The sequence below is a fragment of the Belliella buryatensis genome (assembly GCF_900188245.1).
GTDB lineage: Bacteria > Bacteroidota > Bacteroidia > Cytophagales > Cyclobacteriaceae > Belliella > Belliella buryatensis.
The window spans coordinates 377,447-395,979 of record NZ_FZOK01000001.1; the positions used below are offsets into that span (position 1 = coordinate 377,447).

The window sequence follows — 18,533 nt, forward strand, 5'->3', positions numbered from 1 at the left end:
ATGGATAGATTTGAAAGACAATATATACTACCGGGATTTGGTCCCGTATCTCAACAAAAACTCAGAGAAACTTCAGTTCTGATCATAGGTGCCGGCGGTTTGGGTTGCCCAGCCTTGCTTTACCTCAGCGCAGCAGGAATAGGGAAAATCGGCGTCATAGACGGGGATGTGGTTTCCCTATCCAACCTTAACAGACAGGTCCTGTTTGGAAAGGAAGACCTTGGGAAAAACAAAGCTGAATCTGCAGCCGAAATCATTCAGAAAAAGTACGATGACATACAGGCGGAAGCTTTCCCCCATTTTCTGACCAAAGAAAATATCCTAGACATCATCAAAAACTATGATCTGATCTTAGATGGCTCGGACAATTTCCCTACCCGGTATTTGGTTAATGATGCTTGCCTGATCGCTGGCAAACCTTTGGTTTTCGGCGCCATTTACCAGCATGAAGGACAGGTTGCCATTTTCAATGCCAAGGGACGCCATTCTATCAATTACAGGGACCTCTATCCCATACCTCCATCAGCTCGTGAAGTCCCCAACTGCAATGAAACAGGTGTATTGGGTGTACTACCAGGGATCATCGGAACTTGGATGGCTGGAGAATGTATCAAATACCTGACTGGGTATGGGGACTCTCTCGAAGACAAATTGCTCTTTTATGACCTGCTCAACCACAATTCCTATCAAATTCAACTTACCAAAAATCCGGACAGCGAGCAAAACATCCCAAAAACCCATTCCGAGCTCCAAGCAATGGACTATCAAGACTTCTGTGGCTTGAGTGCACAAACGGACTGGGAAGCTGCTTTGAGCTTATTGAAAAATGCCAATCAGTCCGTATTGGTAGATGTTCGGGAAATTGGGGAACAACCGGAACTGGACGATGTTGAGTACCTCCAGATCCCTTTAGCTGACCTACCCAATTCCAGAAATCAGCTAGCATCCTTTCAAAACATCTTCCTTTTCTGTCAATCAGGCAGCAGAAGCCTGAAAGCTGCCGACATGCTCAAAAGTCAGTTTCCAGATAAAAATATTCAATCTGTTGAAGGGGGAATTTTAAGGTACCTTTTTGATTGAAATAAGATATTGATTGATATTAGATACTAATGGATATTATGATACAGAAATATGCTATGCGAAATACAGTAGAAATATGCCTTCGGCGAAATATTTTCAACCCAGAGCTCTAGCCCAAAGAAGAGGAGATAATTGATTCGGGATATAGAAGAAAGTATATTAGTGGATATTGGATCTTGGTGGATATTGAAATATGCCTTCGGCAAAATCGGAGTGAAATGGAGATCCCGAGAGCGAAGTGATTCGGGATATAGTAGAAATAGAATGGAAATATGCTTCGAAAAACCTGAATGAAACACGAAGACAAACCCTATTTCAACAATATTTCCATAATATTTCCACCATATTTCTATCAAAAACAAGCCCCAAAGAGCCAAAACCAATATTACCTTAGTGTCTTAGTGCCTCCTTTGTGGCAAAAACTATTATAACTTAGCGCCTTTGTGGCCTAAATAAAAAAAACCATGGAAAAGAAAAGAACACCAAAAAACATATTTGTAGAAGGAGCGATCTCTCCTGATAAAATCGCGAAATCCATCGCCAATCACAGCTCAAAAACGGATATTGGCGGACATAGCATCTTTCTCGGACAGGTAAGAGCAGATGAAAAAGAAGAGGGATCAGTTGTTGCCATCGACTACACGGCATATCAAGACATGGCTTTGCAACAGGCCTTCGAAATCCGTGAAGCCATCTTTGCAAAATATCCATTGACCTGCATGCATATTTACCACAGCTTGGGTGAAGTCAAAACAGGAGAAATCTGCCTCTTTGTCTTTACTTCCTCCAAACATCGCAAAGCTGCCATCGATGCCTGTGAAGAACTCGTCGAGCGCATCAAAAAAGAATTGCCCATCTGGGGGAAAGAGATTCTTAATAATGAAAAATCTAAGTGGAAGGTGAATACTTGAAAAGACATATGCCTCCGGCGAAATATTATAGAAATATATTCTGCGAAATAAAGTTGAAATATTCACCCAAATATTGGATTAAACAGTAAAACTTAGACTGAAGTGTCGCAGATTGAGTATAGTAGAAATATGTCCATTCCTAATATCAAGCAAGTTCGAGGATATAATTCCACTTTATTCCAAGCCTATTTCTATTTTATTTCTACCTTATTTCAGCTTTATCTTAATTCAATCCGCTCTAACCTAAAAATACAATGATCAACATCACCCACAAATCCACCACCCTTAGAAAAGCCATAGCGCAGGCCATTGTTAAAGTGAGTTCGGAAGAAACCATCGCTGCTGTGATCAATAAAACAGTGCCCAAGGGAGATGTATTTGAAATGGCCAAGGTGGCGGGACTTTTTGCTGCCAAGCGTACTGCTGACATGATTCCGGATTGCCATCCTCTTCCTGTGGAGTTTACTTCCGTGAATTACGAAATCAAAGGTTTGGAGATTTATGTCTTGGTAGAAATCCACACCATCTACAAAACAGGCGTAGAGGTGGAAGCCATGCATGCTGCATCGGTGGTGGCCCTGACCATGTATGACATGCTCAAACCCATAGACAAAAACATCAGCATTGAGCAGATCAAATTGGTGGAGAAAAAAGGGGGAAAAACAGATTATGCAAAAGACAAGGAGCAAAACCTCAAAGCCGCTGTAATTGTCTGTTCGGACAGCATTGCATCGGGTCAAAAAGAAGACCGGGCAGGTAAAGTTATTATCCAAAAATTAGAAACTTCAAAAGTCAGCATTGAAGATTATTCTATCATCCCTGACGAAAAAGAAAAGATCCAAAGCAAGCTCAAAGGATTTGTAGAGGAAGGCTTGGACATGATCATCTTCACAGGAGGAACAGGACTTTCACCCAAAGATGTAACCCCCGAGGCCATCAGACCGCTGATAGAGCGGGAAGTACCCGGAATAGAAGAGGCCATCCGCAGCTATGGACAAGCCAGAATGCCCTACTCCATGCTCTCTAGGTCTGTTGCTGGTTTGATCGGCAATACCCTCGTGCTAGCCTTACCAGGTTCCACCAAAGGAGCAGAAGAATCTATGGATGCCATTTTTCCTGCTGTTTTACACATATTCAAAGTTTTGGAAGGACCGAAGTATAGGCATTGAAAACCCTGCTTTATGATTTCAATTTGATTGAAGGTGACTTATCCAAAGTTAAGAATTACCAACGTTAGATTGCATTTTTAACCAAACTTTGGAAAAGTTCTCAATCAATTTATTGTCAATATAAACAACATTGATTCTACTATTTTTTAATGATCAATGAACTATTTAACTCTATTACATGTATATACATCAGTTAACAAGACAAATAAAATGAGTACAACGATAAACAGTTTGAATTGGCGCTATGCAGCCAAAAGAATGAATGGGCAGCAAGTTCCTGCTGAAAAACTAGAAAACATCTTAGAATCTATCAGATTGACCGCTACTTCTAATGGGTTGCAACCATTCACGGTATTGGTCATTGAAGACAAGGAGACTAGGGAAAAGCTCTTCAAGTCTGCTGTGAAGCAACCGCAGGTGGTAGAAGGGTCTCACCTACTGGTCTTTGCTGCTTGGAAAAACATCACTCCTAAGCAGATTGATACATATTTCGACCTTGTATATGCAGAAAGAGGTATGGAAAAAGGAGCTCTTGATCAATATGCCAACTTTTTAAAGGAACATTTTGCCAAACAAACTGAGACTGAAATTTTCAATTGGGCGTCCAAGCAGGCTTACATCGCATTGGGAACCGCTTTGGTGTCGGCTGCTGAGGAAAAAGTTGATAGCACACCAATGGAAGGTTTCAATCCTGCCGAAGTGGATGAAATCTTAAGGCTAGCCGAAAAAGGTTTAGGTGCTTCGTCTCTTTTAGCATTGGGCTTCAGAGACGACCATGCTGATCACTTAGTGAATGCCAAGAAAGTTAGAAGACCAAAAGACAAGTTATTTGTAAAAATCTAAACTTAAATCCCAGTTTAATGCTGGGATATTTTTATTTTCTAGCAGATCATTTCATCTACTAAAAATAAAGCTATAGAAAACATTTATACCATTAAATCTAGCATTGGTAATCATTAATTTTCAGGTTGTAAAGTAAATTCAAGTAATAAAAAAACATTCGATTATTTTACCGAAATTGGAGAAGAGTAATTTCAATCACCCTCTGATACTCAATTCTAAAATTGTAAAACTTATCACCAAATGTTTTCCCGCATGAAAGACGAGGATGCAGTCAAAAAGAGGTTAGCTTACCTTGAACCCATCGAGATACTTTATACCCTTCCAGAAAAAGAATATGACGCTATCACCCAATTGGCTGCATTTATCTGCGGAACCCCCATTAGTTTGATTACCTTATTGGATGACAAAAATCAATTTTTCAAGTCACATCATGGACTAAACATTTCAGAAATTCCATTAGAGTATTCAATTTGTAATCAAGCAATTCAGCATTCGGATCAGCCTTTTATTGTCCAAGATTTACATGCAGATGAAAGGTTCAAAGATAACCCTCTGATCAACCAAGATCCGAAAATTTCTTTTTATGCTGGTATACCATTAATCACTCCAAGCGGGACCTCCTTAGGAACACTATGTGTGATGGATCACAACCCAAGGAGTTTATCAGAAGCACAGATTGAAGCACTATTAAAATTAAGAGATCAAGTCATCACGCTTTTGGAGTTAAGGCACCTTAGTTTTGCAGGAAACAAGCAAATCCAAGAATTAGAAGCTGCAAAAGATAGAAATAGGAAACTGATTGAAAATACGGATGGAATTTTTTGGGAAGCAGACGCACAGACTTTTGAGTTTTATTATGTAAGCCCTCAAGCAGAAAAATTCATAGGATATACAGCAGAGGAGTGGTTGAATACACCCAATTTTTGGCAAGATCATATTCATCCAGATGATAGAACATATGCTATCAATACCTGTCATACGGAAACTACACGGCTTCAAGACCATACCTTTGACTATAGAATGAGAACCAAATCTGGCGAATACATTTGGATGCAAGACAAGGTAAAGGTATATGCCAAAGATGGCAAACCACATAGAATTACGGGATTATTGATTGATATCAACGCTTCAAAAAAAATAGAAAAAGCACTCGCCGCAAGTGAAAAAAAATTCCGTGCTATTGTACAAGATGGAGGAGACATGATTACTATCTTGGATACTGATGGTAACTTTACCTATATCAGTTCCACCGCATTCAATATATTGGGATGGGTTCCCGATAAAATGTTAGGTGAAAACTGCTTTGATTTAATCCATCCTGAAGATTTGACATTGGTGCTAGAAGAATTCAAACAACTTCAAAAATCCAAAAGAATTGAACTTACACCATACAGGTTCAAAGATAATCTTGGTCGATGGAGATGGATAGAAACCATAGCAACCAACTTCCTAGATGAAGAAGGAATCAAAGGCATTTTGACAAACTCAAGAGATATTAGCAAGCAACAGGAATTTCAGCAAAAGCTTGAAAGCAGTGAGGCGCGCTACCGCTTATTCTTCGAATCCCAAAGCAATTACATTATCAAAACAGACCTTGAAGGAAGATATACCTACGTCAATAAAAAATTCATAGAGGAGTTTGGTTGGATCCATAATTATAATTTTGAAGGAAGATATTCGCTAGAATCAATATGTGATTATCATCACGAAAAAGTGATTGAAATTGTTAGTAAATGCATGGAAGAACCTGGAAGGGTTTATAAATTTGAAGTTGATAAACCTGCCAAAAAAGCTGGAGAGGTAGTAACAACGCTGTGGGACTTTGTATGCCTTACAGATGAAGATGGCAACCCTACCGAGATCCAATGCTCTGGGATCAACATCAATGACAGGATTAAGGCTGAAAGACAGGTAAAAGAAATCAACGAACGCTTTGAATTACTCAATGAAGCAAGTTCTGAGGTGATTTATGAGTCTAATCCCATAACTGGTGATTTTTATTTGGGTAGAAATTTTGAGAGAATTTTTGGACATTTAATTGACCGAGAAAAAGAAGTCAAAGATTGGTACAAAGAGCTGATTCACCCTGATGATAAGGATTTTGCAGTCAATTCTTTCAATCTAGCCTTAGAAAACCCAAAGACCGAAAAATGGTCTCATATCTACCGCATGCGCAATAAAGCTGGGGAATATTTATGGATAGAAGATTCTGCTGTTATCTTGAGAAACAAACAAGGTGAACCTATCAGAATAATTGGAACAATCAAAGATATTACTGAAATCGAAAGGATCAAGGAGCTACTTGACTCTGCTTCCAAACTTTCAAAAGTCGGTGGTTGGGAAATCAATATGATCAAAAATACGCTCAGCTGGACACCTACTACATGTGATATCTTTGGAGTTCCGCACGATTATAAACCGGACGTGGCAAAAGCCATCAACTTCTACAAAGAAGAATTTCGCGAAGAAATTTCCAGTTGTGTTGAAAACGCAATCGAGAAAAACCAAAGCTATGAAGCAGATTCCATCATCATCACCATGCATGGAGAAGAAAAATGGATCAAATCAATAGGACAACCAGAATTTGTCAATGGTAAATGTGTGAGGGTCTATGGCAGTGTTCAGGATATTCATGATAAAAAACTCTCCGAGCAAAAGCTTCAGCAATTGAACCTGGAACTTCAAAAAAACATCAAAGGCTTAGCCTTATCCAATCAGGAATTGGAACAATTTGCTTATATCGCCTCACATGATTTGCAAGAACCTTTGAGAATGGTCAGTAGCTTCATGAGGCTCTTAGAGAAAAAATATGACCAAATACTAGATGAAAAGGCCAAACAATACATTCATTTTGCCATAGATGGGGCTAATAGAATGAAACAGATCATTCTTGACCTATTGGAGTTTTCCAGAGTAGGTAGAGACAATGGTAATATGGAATATATCCCAGTGAAGTCTATTATCGAAAAAGTGCTTGGACTCCAAAGTAAAAGAATCTTGGAGCTTAACGCTATGTTTGAAATAGGAGACCTTCCAATGATCAAATCCTTTGAAACACCCATCAGACAAATCTTCCAAAACCTAATTGAAAACAGCCTCAAATATACTCGAAAGGGAGTAAAGCCTTCGATAAAAATTAAAGCAGAGGAACTCCCCAATTATTGGAAATTCTCAGTTGAGGACAATGGACTAGGAATACAGCAAGAGTATTTCGATAAGATCTTCATATTGTTTCAAAGATTACATACCAAGGATGAATTCTCAGGAACAGGTATAGGTCTTGCTATTGTCAAGAAAAACGTTGACCTACTCGGAGGAGAGATATGGGTAGAGTCAGAAGTTGATAAAGGCACCACCTTTTTCTTTACCATCAAAAAACAACTCTAGCTAGTAATCTTATATTTCAGCCTTTCAAATAGCCATTACAGAACATATCCGTGGACGTTTATTTTTCCGCTGAAGCTTACTTCAAAAAGCTGCTTCAACTCTCATATTATTAAACTACATTATAAAAAAATATTTAAAGATATTTTTGTCTTTATTTAAATAAAGGATATATTTGTCCTGTATTAAGGAGAAGATGTTTTCAAAAGCCTGCAAATATGCCATCAACGCCATGATCTATGTGGCTTCTTTACCTGAGAACGGGCAGCGCGCTGGATTGAAAGAAATCGCTAAGGCAATCAATTCTCCTGAAGCATTCACAGCAAAAATACTTCAGCAACTCGTCAGGGATGAACTGCTGAATTCAGCCAAAGGCCCACACGGGGGCTTTGAAATTCAAGGAAATCCAAATACCATTACTATTGCACAAATAGTAGGTAGCATAGATGGTGACATGATCTTCACAGGGTGTGCCCTAGGCTTGGAAAAATGCTCAGAAGATCACCCCTGCCCTGTTCACCACAAATTCAAGGCAGTGCGAGACCATCTGACAGGCATGATGTTGACTACCAATCTAAAGGATATAGCTACACGGGTCAATGATGGCATAAGCTTCCTGAAATATTAAAAAAATTTAGAATAATAAAAGATAAAATAGTCTTCCATAAACCACAAAAAGAAATGATCAAGGAACTAGCAAATAGAAAAGTAGGCGGAATAGTCGCAGAAAACTTCAAAACAGCCAAGGTTTTCACGCAATACGGAATAGACTTCTGCTGTAAAGGCGGAATCAGTGTATCGGATGCTTGCGAAAAGAATGGTGTAGAACTATCCAGCATTCTTGCAGATTTGGAACAAATAGTCGTACAGCCCCAAGAGGTTCAATACAAGGATTTTGGATTAAGTCAACTAATAGATCATATCGTGACTAAGCACCATAGATTTGTAGAAGAAACCATCTCTGTATTAAAAATCTACCTCCCAAAACTTGCAGCTGTACATGGTGGGCGTCACCCAGAGCTCTTTGCTGTGGCACAGGAGTTTTTGCTAGCTGCTGATGCCTTGACTGCTCATATGAAAAAAGAGGAATTGGTCCTATTTCCTTACATCAAAGCTATGGAAGAAGCCGATAGTAGTGGGTTTCGCCTATCAGAAGCCCATTTTGGACATATCAACAATCCTATTTCCATGATGGAGCACGAGCATGACACAGAGGGAGAGCGATTCAGAAAGATAGCAGCATTGACCGACGGCTATACATGCCCTCCTGATGGCTGCCAAACCTACAGGGTTGCATTTTCCCTATTACAAGAATTTGAAGAGGACCTACATACACATATTCACTTGGAAAATAACATCCTCTTCCCCAAAGCTGTGAATTTATATCAAAAACTCAACGCTTAATCACCGATGAATACTGCCCTTAATCATATGGCCAAATTGCAAATGCCTTCCATAGTCTCCAAGTCTCTTCCCAAGACCTGGATAACTTGGGCAGTATTCTTTTTCTTTTGCGCTGCTGTATTTGGACTAGCCATGCGCTATTTCTTTATCGGAGAAGTACCATTTTTTGAGTATAAGCATCTCCTCCACGCACATTCTCATGTTGCACTATTGGGATGGGGCTACTTACTTGTGGCGGGTTTATTGACTTTCAGCTACGTCAGAAGCCCACATAGGCTTAAGATCTACAAAAAAATATTAATCCTGACCATCATCGCGAATTTAGGCATGATGATGAGTTTTCCTTTTCAAGGCTACGGAGGATTTAGCATTGCATTTTCTACCATGCACCTTGTGATGAGCTATGTTTTTGCTTATTTCTTCTTTCAGGATTTAAAAAAATCACCTTCAAATACCGCTAAAAACTTAATCAAACTCAGCATCATCTGGATGCTAATTTCAAGCATAGGCCTGTGGGCTATCGCACCCATTGGCGCTACTTTAGGACGATTGCACCCACTTTATTTTATGTCGGTTCAGTGGTTCTTACATTTCCAGTTGAATGGCTGGTTTGTTTACGCATTTCTTGGTTTACTCTTAGCTTATATGGAAACCAAAGGCAACTTTGTAATCATTGGCCAAAAAACACTTTTTGCACTTCATTTATCACTCTTCCTAACCTATGCACTTTCAGTGGCTTGGAGTACGCCAATCATTGGTCTTTTGTACCTGAATGGGCTGGGGGTTCTATTACAAGTGATCGCTTATTTCATCATTTTGAAACCAATAATCAGACACCTCTACAACATCCACACTTTTTCAAAAATCTGGATCAATTCCATGCTATGGATAGGTATCATTAGCCTTCTAGCCAAAGCCTTGATTCAAGCAACCCTCATACTTCCAGATGTGGCCAACATTGCCTATACCATCAGAAATTATGTGATTGGATTTGTTCATTTGGTCATGCTTGGAGCCATTACTTTTGGCTTGGGAGCATTAGCTTTGAAAAACAAATGGCTTAGCAATAGCTCATTGAGTAAAACAGCCTGGATATTACTTTCTATTGGGTTTATCTCTTCAGAATTACTCCTTCTAGTTCAAGGCACCTTACTCTGGGCAAAGTTGGGGTTTATTTCACATTATCATCTTTTGATCTTTGTCTCCTCCTCATTTTTCCCCATTGGTCTGAGCATAATGCTAATTGCTCAATGGACGTCATTTCCTCTCTTTCAGAAATCACCAAATCCAATTCATATCCAACAAAATCAACACAAATCTAAAAACACAGAAACTATGAAAAGTACAGTACTGATGTCATTTGGAATATTTGTAATACTCCTGATGGCAAGCTGCAGTGGAGGGAGCAGTGAAAATCAAGGTTCATATACCCCTCCTAGCGCTCAAAAAGAAAAAATAGCAGATCCAAAAGGGATAGGAGAAATCAAAGAAGTAAATCTCGGTGATGGAATCGATCAGGTCTTGGCTGAAAAAGGAAAAGCCATCCTTGACATGAAATGTACAGCCTGTCATCAATACGATGCCAAGCGTATAGTGGGCCCTGGCTTTGAAGGAGTCACCAATAGAAGAAGACCTGAATGGATCATGAATATGATCACCAACGTGGATGCCATGCTAGATGAAGATCCTATAGCCCAACAATTATTGGAAGAATGTCTAACTAGGATGCCCAATCAAAACATCTCTTTAGATGAATCCAGACAAATCCTCGAATACTTTAGAAAAAATGATAGAGAAAGAACTGGCGGCAGTGATGCAGCTCTAAACTGATTTAAAAATTAAACCCAATGAAAATGAAAACAAGAATATGGTTATTGGCAGGAGCTATGGTGACCATGGCATTTGCCCCAGGTTGCAAACCAAAAGGTGCTCAATCAGCCCTATCAGGTGACGCTGCCAGCAAAGTGTATGTAGCACCGGGAGAACATGACGAGTTTTACAATATCGTCTCCGGTGGCTTCAATGGACAAATGTCCGTCGTAGGCCTTCCTTCTGGAAGAGTATTGAAAATAGTACCGGTATTCTCTGTACACCCTGAAAACGGGTGGGGATTCTCAGAAGAATCCAAGCCAATGCTCAATACAGCGCATGGATTTGTCCCTTGGGATGACTTACACCACATCGCTATCTCCACAACCAATGCAGAGCATGATGCAAGATGGGCTTTTGGTAATGGAAATAACACCCCAAGAATCGCTAGAGTGGATTTGACTACATTCAAAACAGTAGAAATCCTAGAGATCCCTAACTCAGCAGGTAATCACTCCTCTCCTTTTATCACAGAAAACACAGAGTATGTGGTAGCTGGAACCCGATTCTCTGTCCCAACAGGGGACAATAGAGATGTGCCTATAGAAACCTATAAAGAGAACTTCAAAGGAACAATCTCCTTCATTTCTGTAGACAAAGATCACGGAACTATGGACTTAGCTTTCCAGATAGAAGCGCCACCTTTCAACTTTGACTTAGCTCGAGCAGGAAAGAAAAAATCACATGGCTGGTTCTTCTTCTCTACTTACAACACTGAGATGGCCCATACACTTTTAGAAGTAAATGCTTCACAGAAGGACAAGGACTTCATTATGGCTGTAAATTGGAAAAAAGCAGAACAATACATCAAAGAAGGCAAAGGCAAAAAAACCAAAGCCAAGTATGCACACAATGTTTGGGATGAAAATACCCACATGGCTACTTCTACCATCAAGGAAGACATTCTGACTTTGGATCCAAAAGAACTGAAAGACATCATCTACTTTATCCCATGCCCAAAATCTCCGCATGGCACTGATACTGACCCAAGTGGCGAATACATCATTGGTTCAGGAAAATTAGCGGCTATCATCCCTGTCTTTTCTTTTACAAAAATGCTTAAAGCAATAGAAAATCAAGACTTTGAAGGTACTATTGATGGCATGCCAGTCTTGAAATACGAATCTGTACTGCACGGGGAAGTAGAAAAACCAGGATTAGGACCTCTTCACACGGAATTTGATGGAAGAGGCAATGCTTACACTTCCATGTTTGTGTCCTCAGAAGTTGTAAAATGGAACATCGAAACACTTCAAGTTTTGGACAGGGTTCCTACTTACTATTCTGTAGGTCACTTGATGATCCCTGGTGGGCCAACTGGAAAACCACATGGCAAATATATGGTAGCCTACAACAAAATAACCAAAGACAGATACTTACCCACAGGCCCTGAATTGGCTCACTCTGCTCAGCTGTATGATATCTCAGGGGACAAAATGCAGCTACTGCTTGACTTCCCGACTATTGGTGAACCACACTATGCAGAAGCCTTCCCAGCTTCCTTGATCAAAGACAAGCAGGTGAAGTTCTATCCTTTAGAAAAGAATAATCACCCAAGGGCTCTAAAAGGTATCAACAATGCTAGAGTGGAGCGTGAAGGAAACAAGGTTCATATTTACATGACCACCATCAGATCCAACTTCAGACCAGACAATATCGAAGGAGTGAGAGTTGGCGACGAAGTTTACTTCCACGTGACCAATTTGGAACAAGACTGGGATGTACCTCATGGATTTGCGATCAAAGGCGCTAATACCGCAGAATTACTAGTGATGCCAGGTGAAACAGCCACCCTAAAGTGGGTACCAGATAGAGTTGGAATCTTCCCATTCTACTGTACTGACTTCTGTTCTGCGCTGCACCAAGAAATGCAAGGATACCTACGCGTATCTCCAGCAGGAAGCAATCCTGTAATCAAGTACTCAACTGGCGAATAATCACAATACCACCGACAGCAATGTCGGTGGTTTAACTTCCATGGTAATGAAAAAAATAGGTTCATCTAATCGAGCAATGGTTTTGATCGCTGCATTGCTGATGATCACAGCATACTTCACACCGCTTTGGCAAATCAGTCTTTGGGCTCCCCAATATCCTGAGGGACTTAATATGAAAATATGGATAGACAGACTAAGTGGAGATGTAGATATCATCAACGGGGTCAACCATTACATTGGCATGAAGCATATTGGTGTGGAGATGTTTCCCGAATTTACATACCTGATTTATGTATTCGCTTTCATTATTGGATTTGGAGTTTTGGCTGCTTTGATCGCTAGAAGATGGGCAGTTTACACCTTTTTTTCCATGATTTCTTTACTTGGTATTGGCGTATTGGTGGATATGTATCTATGGGGATATGATTACGGACATAATCTTGATCCTACTGCCGCCATCAAAGTCCCAGGCATGGCTTATCAGCCGCCACTTCTTGGCTACAAAGAACTCCTAAACTTCCTCGCTTATTCTGGACCGGACACGGGTGGTTGGATCATCGCCTTTTCAGGTATGCTAATGGTGATCGTCATCATCAGAGGCTACATCGAGGATAGAAAATCCAAACTGCAAAACCCATTTATAAAGGCCCAATAAAAAAATCAACAGATACCTTTTACTCCACTAAATACGCAAACCATGAAAACGCAAATCTTAAACCTACTCTTAGTAATCATTCTACTCTCTTGCAGTGCAGATCCTAGAGCTATCAACTATGGCGAAGATGTATGCCATCACTGCAAAATGAAACTCATGGATCCTCAATACGGTGCGGAAGTCGTGACTCAAAAAGGTAAAATCTTCATCTTCGATGATGTCAATTGCCTAATGACCTTCATGGAATCAGGCGAAGTCAACCCAACTGGACTTGAGCATATCCTAATCACTGACTATAGTCAAGGCGAAACCTTGACAGATGCAACTACTGCCTTTTACTTGAAATCTGAAAAATTCAAAACCCCAATGGCAAGCAATATTGTCGCTTTCTCAGACTACGAAACCCTCAAGAAATACAAAAAAGACCATGGTGGAGTCTACATGGCATGGGGTGAACTGCTGACACAATTTAAATAAAAAAAGGATAAAGGATTAGGGATGAATTAAGAAAGAAGAGATCTGACTCTTACCTCAAACCTCAAGTCTCTTGTCTCAAAAAATTAATATCATGAAAACACTCTTCATAATTTTATTCCTCCTTAGTAGCCCTGTCTTGGCAGATACTATACGACTAAAGCCTGGAGATTCTATCAAAGAAGCTGTGGCAAAAGCCCAAGTAGGTGATGTAATTATCTTGACCGCTGGAGAATACATCGAACATGACATCATCATCCAAAAAGCAATTACCATACAAGGTCAAGGAATGCCTACCATTAATGGAAAAGATCAAGGAGATGTGTTCATTGTTGCTGGAGAAAACATTCATTTCAAAAATTTAAAGATCATCAATACTGGAAAATCAAATATTGATGACTCTGCTGCGATAAAATTCTTTGACTCCCGAAACTGTAGCGTTGAAGGCGTCGAACTTGACAACACATTTTTTGGCTTGCATTTTTCCAATTCATCAAACCTCACCATAAAAAACAACAAGCTCTTCTCTAGAGCTGAAAGAGAATATCAGACAGGTAATGGCATACACCTTTGGAAATGCAAAGACTCCATGATCGAAGGAAATTATGTGGAAGGACATCGTGATGGGATTTATTTAGAATTTGTCACCAACACCATCAGTCAATACAATACTGTAGATGGAAACAAACGCTATGGCTTACACTTTATGTTTTCCCATGACAACAGCTACATCAAAAATACCTTCCGAAGAAACGGGGCAGGCGTGGCTGTCATGTACACGCGAAATGTACTCATGCGAGATAATATATTCGAAGAAAATGAAGGCCCAAGCTCATATGGTATTCTACTCAAAGACATCACAGACTCAGAAGTAGTAGGTAATATTTTCAGGAAAAACACTATCGGGATCTATATGGAAGGAAGTAGCAGAACCCTCTTCAAAAACAATGCATTTACCAGCAATGGCTGGGCACTAAAATTGATGGCGAGCTGTGACAACAATACTTTTGAAGCAAATAACTTCATTGCAAACACCTTCGACATCAGTACCAATGGAAGCGTAGTTCTCAACACCCTCAAGGAAAACTACTGGGACAAATACGAAGGCTATGACTTGAACAAAGATCGAATCGGAGATGTACCATACAGGCCCATCAGCTTATTTTCCGTCATCGTAGAAAAAATTCCCTCGGCGGTCATTCTCTGGAGAAGTTTTATGGTGACGCTACTAGATAGAATGGAAAAAATCATACCTGCCATCACACCAGAAAACATGATTGACAACAACCCTAAAATGAATCCCTATGATCTCAGTTAGAAATATATCGAAGAAATTCGGCAAGCTAGAAGTACTCCGTGAATTCAACTTGGAGTTTGAAGCTGGAAAAAGCTATGCATTGATGGGGCCTAATGGATCTGGCAAAACCACCTTGATCAAAATCATCCTCGGAATGGTCATCCCCAACAAAGGAGATATCATCGTACAGGGCGATTCCATCAAAAACAATTTCAAATACCGGTCTAATATTGGTTATATGCCTCAGATCGGCCGCTATCCTGATAATATGAAAATCGGACAACTTTTCAGAATGATGCAAGATATGCGCCCTGAGATCAAGGAATACGACTTGGAATTGATTGGGACATTTGGATTAGATCAGATGATGGAAAAGCCTATGCATACCCTCAGCGGAGGAACGAGGCAAAAAGTCAGTGCCGCCTTGGCTTTTATGTTCAATGCAGACATCCTAATCCTAGATGAGCCTACGGCAGGACTTGATCCCATGGCAGTAGAAACACTTAAGAATAAAATCAAAAAAGAAAGAGACTCAGGAAAATTGATCCTGATCACTTCACATATATTGAGTGAGTTAGATGAGTTGACAGATCAGGCCATTTACATCTATGAAGGAGATATTTTCTTCAACGACAGTGTGGACGCCCTCAAGGAAACAACTGGAGAAGATCGATTCACCACTGCTATTGCCAGATTGATGGAATGGAGTTTAAAAAAAAAGCAACATAAAACTGAAATGAGCCATGTTTAAGCTACTCAAATATTCGCTATACGATATTCTCAAAAGTAGATTTGCTATACTCTACACCATCTTCATGGTTTTGGTGGCTGTATCCATCTACCAAGTATCAGAAGACCTGGCCAAGGTCTCTTTGAGCTTGCTCAATATCATGCTGATGATCGTTCCCTTGATTGCCGCAGTATTTGCAACGACACACTTTTTCAATAACCTAGAGTTTACCGAGCTAATGTTGGCACAACCAGTGAAAAGAAGAAATGTATTTCTAAGTCAAATCTTAGCTGTCATCATCATGCTAAGCGCGGCGATTCTGATCGGTTTCGGCATCCCGATGCTGCTCTGGGGAGCAGATGAAAGCATCCTGATTCTACTAGCCATTGGAATAGCCCTTTCAATTGTGTTTGCTGGACTAGCTTTCTTAGCTTCTGTCTTGACACGGGACAAGGCCAAAGCAATCGGTATCAGCCTTTCATTTTGGATTTACTTTTCTCTGATTTATGATGGCTTTGTGCTCTATTTGATTTACAGTCTTTCAGACTATCCTTTGGAAAAAACGACACTCAGTCTAGTCTTTCTCAATCCAGTAGATCTAGGCAGGATCATCATGCTGATGAAATTAGATATTTCAGCCTTGATGGGCTATACAGGAGCATTTTTCCAAAATTTCTTCGGCAGTGCCAAGGGAATGCTCTTATCAAGTAGCATCATGTTGCTTTGGATCTCATGGCCTATTGCCACAGCCATGCGGATATTCAAAAGAAAAGATTTCTAATCCCAAAATCCATTTCCCTAATCAGCACCATAAAGAGATTTGCTACTTAGTCACTTCAAAAGTATATTTGTAATTGAATCATTTCAAATCCTAGCGTGTTTTGCTTTTGATTTGAGATAAATGAAAATTATAAGATATGATAGTAGTTTCTGAAAAGGCAAAAGAAAGAATCTTGGAGCTTAGAAAAGAGGAAGGCCGATCTGAAAATGAAAATATTAGAGTTTCTGTCAAAGGTGGAGGTTGCTCTGGATTGATGTATGACTTGGGTTTCGATGCTTCTTTGACCGATACAGATCATGTATTTGAAGACAAGGGTATCAAAATCCTAGTTGATCGCAAGAGTTTGCTATACTTGGCTGGAACCACCTTAGAATTTACAGATGGCTTAAATGGCAAGGGATTCCAGTTCGTGAACCCCAATGCTTCTCGCACCTGTGGATGTGGTGAAAGTTTCTCTGTTTAGGCCAATAGTGGTTTAGTAATCAAAAACGTCTTCTCGCTTTGCGGAAAGACGTTTTTTTAGTTCAAATTCTTGAGTTTATATTTGGCTAAAATCCAAGAGTCATCTTCCAATTCATTTTTGTACTTCGAGACAAACTCTTCAAGATTACTTTTTTTAGAATTACTTTTTACATCATTTTTGTTTTCATACTTATCCAGAAACCTACTCGCGTGATCCAAATACACAATAGCATCATCGGTAAATGACCAAGGATTTCTATTCAAATTCAAGCCATCTAGATCGTTGGATAAATCCTTTTTCTGAAAAATTATATTTTTCTTTTTGTCCATCAAAATCGTATGCCTTGAAGAATTATCTCCCTGAACAACACTCAGGTAATTTAATTTCTCAAAGGGAAGGAAAGTAGCTACATCACGGACAAGCTTTTTCTCTGAGACTTCACTATTGAACTTATCTCTCCCTATTCTTCCCTCTTTCAAAAGTCCATAGAGAGAACTATTTACACTATATTTACCAAAATCGAAGATCAATAAGTCCTCTAAATCCCCCGAATCTATAGCAAATGCTGCAACCTCCTAAGAATAAGGAATATTGTAATACACCAAATTATCTCTTAAGTTGTTGATGAAACTATACTGATAACTAAAATTTCCGATTGATTCTTTTTCATTAGGATATGGCACAAAACCCAAGCTACTCCCATCAATTAGGTTATACTTCAAGAAATTGAAACCATCATAATCTGATCTATAGCTTGTGAATTTTAATAAATATTCATTTTTTTTGAAGAAATGAGTTGACTTATCTCTGAACTTAAACTCCTCAATAAAATTGCCAAATAAATCAAATTTAAGAATCTTGCCAATTGCATTATCAAGTATCAGTATTGAATCATCAAGCAAATTAAAATCAGAGATACTAACAAATTCACTTGGCCCTTTTCCTGAAGGGATTAAAGAGTAATTCAATTCTCCACTAGGTTTATACACAAAAAGTGAATGACCTACATTGTCACTTACATAAATATTTTTATTTTCATCAAACTTGATTTTCCCTGGTTCAGACAAATAACTTGAACTTTCTGAACCTAAAAGGACATAATCGATTTCAGTTACAATTTCAGATATGTATCCTATTTCTGATTTATCAAGGTCGATTGAAATTAAACCCTCATTTATTGAAGGGTTTTTAGGACTACAACTTATAATAAAAACTAAGGTAAAAAGGGTAATAAGCTTCATACTGTAAAATCTAAAAAACGGTGTGATTTCACACCATTTAAATGTTAACATAAATCATGAGAACTTGGATCACAATACGAATCATGCCATACCCACTCACATCTTACTACCTGCACTTCAGTTAAAGGACATATATATGGTTCAGACACATATCCACCAATTTCCTCCTCTTCTTCTTGTGCATTTACTGTAAATGTAAACGTCATCATTAAACATGCAAAAACTGCATAAATCATCTTTTTCATAAATAATTTGTTTTTAAAGTTAAACATTCTTTGATCAAAAATTTATTGTA

General features: G+C 39.2%; 16 protein-coding genes and 1 pseudogene. 15 read left to right on the plus strand and 2 right to left on the minus strand.

Annotated features, from left to right (window positions below; genetic code table 11):
• From CHB66_RS01555 to CHB66_RS01625, 15 genes are all read left to right on the plus strand, one after another.
• Nucleotides 1-1,080 (plus strand): HesA/MoeB/ThiF family protein, encoded by a 1,080-nt coding sequence (locus tag CHB66_RS01555; RefSeq protein ID WP_089237248.1) that lies wholly within the window; start codon nt 1-3, stop codon nt 1,078-1,080.
• Nucleotides 1,081-1,544: 464 nt separating this feature from the next.
• Entirely contained in the window at nt 1,545-1,991 is a 447-nt protein-coding gene (locus CHB66_RS01560; RefSeq protein WP_089237250.1) for a molybdenum cofactor biosynthesis protein MoaE, read from the plus strand.
• A gap of 254 nt (nt 1,992-2,245) precedes the next feature.
• The gene (gene moaCB / locus CHB66_RS01565) at nt 2,246-3,160 is read left to right on the plus strand and encodes a bifunctional molybdenum cofactor biosynthesis protein MoaC/MoaB (RefSeq protein ID WP_089237252.1); all 915 of its coding nucleotides are present in this window, start codon (nt 2,246-2,248) and stop codon (nt 3,158-3,160) included.
• A 210-nt stretch (nt 3,161-3,370) separates the two neighbouring features.
• A complete protein-coding gene (locus tag CHB66_RS01570; RefSeq protein WP_089237254.1) occupies nt 3,371-4,003 on the plus strand; it encodes a nitroreductase family protein in 633 nt (210 codons plus the stop codon).
• Nucleotides 4,004-4,255: 252 nt separating this feature from the next.
• Nucleotides 4,256-7,390, plus strand: a complete 3,135-nt coding sequence (locus tag CHB66_RS01575) for a PAS domain S-box protein (RefSeq protein ID WP_170932405.1) — start codon at nt 4,256-4,258, stop codon at nt 7,388-7,390.
• Nucleotides 7,391-7,583: 193 nt separating this feature from the next.
• Complete coding sequence (locus CHB66_RS01580) at nt 7,584-8,015, plus strand: RrF2 family transcriptional regulator (RefSeq protein WP_089237260.1); 432 nt, start codon at nt 7,584-7,586, stop codon at nt 8,013-8,015.
• A 53-nt stretch (nt 8,016-8,068) separates the two neighbouring features.
• Nucleotides 8,069-8,791 (plus strand): iron-sulfur cluster repair di-iron protein, encoded by a 723-nt coding sequence (gene ric, locus CHB66_RS01585; RefSeq protein ID WP_089237262.1) that lies wholly within the window; start codon nt 8,069-8,071, stop codon nt 8,789-8,791.
• 27 nt (nt 8,792-8,818) lie between these two features.
• Complete coding sequence (locus CHB66_RS01590; protein ID WP_245812643.1) at nt 8,819-10,621, plus strand: c-type cytochrome; 1,803 nt, start codon at nt 8,819-8,821, stop codon at nt 10,619-10,621.
• 23 nt (nt 10,622-10,644) lie between these two features.
• Entirely contained in the window at nt 10,645-12,597 is a 1,953-nt protein-coding gene (gene nosZ / locus CHB66_RS01595) for a Sec-dependent nitrous-oxide reductase (RefSeq protein ID WP_089237266.1), read from the plus strand.
• A gap of 46 nt (nt 12,598-12,643) precedes the next feature.
• Entirely contained in the window at nt 12,644-13,252 is a 609-nt protein-coding gene (locus tag CHB66_RS01600) for a hypothetical protein (RefSeq protein WP_089237448.1), read from the plus strand.
• 42 nt (nt 13,253-13,294) lie between these two features.
• Complete coding sequence (locus CHB66_RS01605; RefSeq protein WP_089237268.1) at nt 13,295-13,729, plus strand: nitrous oxide reductase accessory protein NosL; 435 nt, start codon at nt 13,295-13,297, stop codon at nt 13,727-13,729.
• A gap of 91 nt (nt 13,730-13,820) precedes the next feature.
• A complete protein-coding gene (gene nosD, locus CHB66_RS01610) occupies nt 13,821-15,044 on the plus strand; it encodes a nitrous oxide reductase family maturation protein NosD (RefSeq protein ID WP_089237271.1) in 1,224 nt (407 codons plus the stop codon).
• Nucleotides 15,031-15,774 (plus strand): ABC transporter ATP-binding protein, encoded by a 744-nt coding sequence (locus CHB66_RS01615; RefSeq protein ID WP_089237273.1) that lies wholly within the window; start codon nt 15,031-15,033, stop codon nt 15,772-15,774. Before nosD ends, CHB66_RS01615 begins: the two co-directional genes overlap by 14 nt.
• Nucleotides 15,767-16,534: an ABC transporter permease subunit gene (locus CHB66_RS01620; protein ID WP_089237275.1), complete on the plus strand. Its 768-nt coding sequence runs from the start codon at nt 15,767-15,769 to the stop codon at nt 16,532-16,534. The genes CHB66_RS01615 and CHB66_RS01620 overlap by 8 nt, the downstream gene beginning before the upstream one ends.
• Nucleotides 16,535-16,670: 136 nt before the next feature.
• A complete protein-coding gene (locus CHB66_RS01625) occupies nt 16,671-16,997 on the plus strand; it encodes a HesB/IscA family protein (RefSeq protein ID WP_014772526.1) in 327 nt (108 codons plus the stop codon).
• 56 nt (nt 16,998-17,053) lie between these two features.
• Here CHB66_RS01625 and CHB66_RS17175 read toward each other — a convergent pair.
• Both CHB66_RS17175 and CHB66_RS01640 read right to left on the minus strand, forming a co-directional pair.
• Nucleotides 17,054-18,289 (minus strand): annotated as a pseudogene (locus tag CHB66_RS17175) (6-bladed beta-propeller).
• The gene (locus tag CHB66_RS01640) at nt 18,283-18,483 is read right to left on the minus strand and encodes a hypothetical protein (protein ID WP_141107352.1); all 201 of its coding nucleotides are present in this window, start codon (nt 18,481-18,483) and stop codon (nt 18,283-18,285) included. Before CHB66_RS01640 ends, CHB66_RS17175 begins: the two are co-directional and overlap by 7 nt.
• Nucleotides 18,484-18,533: the final 50 nt, after the last annotated feature.

Excerpts from the sequence above, each read along its gene's own strand:
- CHB66_RS01555 (WP_089237248.1), top strand. The coding sequence starts at position 1 with ATGGATAGATTTGAAAGACAATATATACTACCGGGATTTGGTCCCGTA.
- CHB66_RS01560 (WP_089237250.1), top strand. The coding sequence starts at position 1,545 with ATGGAAAAGAAAAGAACACCAAAAAACATATTTGTAGAAGGAGCGATC.
- moaCB (WP_089237252.1), top strand. The coding sequence starts at position 2,246 with ATGATCAACATCACCCACAAATCCACCACCCTTAGAAAAGCCATAGCG.
- CHB66_RS01570 (WP_089237254.1), top strand. The coding sequence starts at position 3,371 with ATGAGTACAACGATAAACAGTTTGAATTGGCGCTATGCAGCCAAAAGA.
- CHB66_RS01575 (WP_170932405.1), top strand. The coding sequence starts at position 4,256 with ATGAAAGACGAGGATGCAGTCAAAAAGAGGTTAGCTTACCTTGAACCC.
- CHB66_RS01580 (WP_089237260.1), top strand. The coding sequence starts at position 7,584 with ATGTTTTCAAAAGCCTGCAAATATGCCATCAACGCCATGATCTATGTG.
- ric (WP_089237262.1), top strand. The coding sequence starts at position 8,069 with ATGATCAAGGAACTAGCAAATAGAAAAGTAGGCGGAATAGTCGCAGAA.
- CHB66_RS01590 (WP_245812643.1), top strand. The coding sequence starts at position 8,819 with ATGGCCAAATTGCAAATGCCTTCCATAGTCTCCAAGTCTCTTCCCAAG.
- nosZ (WP_089237266.1), top strand. The coding sequence starts at position 10,645 with ATGAAAACAAGAATATGGTTATTGGCAGGAGCTATGGTGACCATGGCA.
- CHB66_RS01600 (WP_089237448.1), top strand. The coding sequence starts at position 12,644 with ATGAAAAAAATAGGTTCATCTAATCGAGCAATGGTTTTGATCGCTGCA.
- CHB66_RS01605 (WP_089237268.1), top strand. The coding sequence starts at position 13,295 with ATGAAAACGCAAATCTTAAACCTACTCTTAGTAATCATTCTACTCTCT.
- nosD (WP_089237271.1), top strand. The coding sequence starts at position 13,821 with ATGAAAACACTCTTCATAATTTTATTCCTCCTTAGTAGCCCTGTCTTG.
- CHB66_RS01615 (WP_089237273.1), top strand. The coding sequence starts at position 15,031 with ATGATCTCAGTTAGAAATATATCGAAGAAATTCGGCAAGCTAGAAGTA.
- CHB66_RS01620 (WP_089237275.1), top strand. The coding sequence starts at position 15,767 with ATGTTTAAGCTACTCAAATATTCGCTATACGATATTCTCAAAAGTAGA.
- CHB66_RS01625 (WP_014772526.1), top strand. The coding sequence starts at position 16,671 with ATGATAGTAGTTTCTGAAAAGGCAAAAGAAAGAATCTTGGAGCTTAGA.
- CHB66_RS01640 (WP_141107352.1), bottom strand. The coding sequence starts at position 18,483 with ATGAAAAAGATGATTTATGCAGTTTTTGCATGTTTAATGATGACGTTT.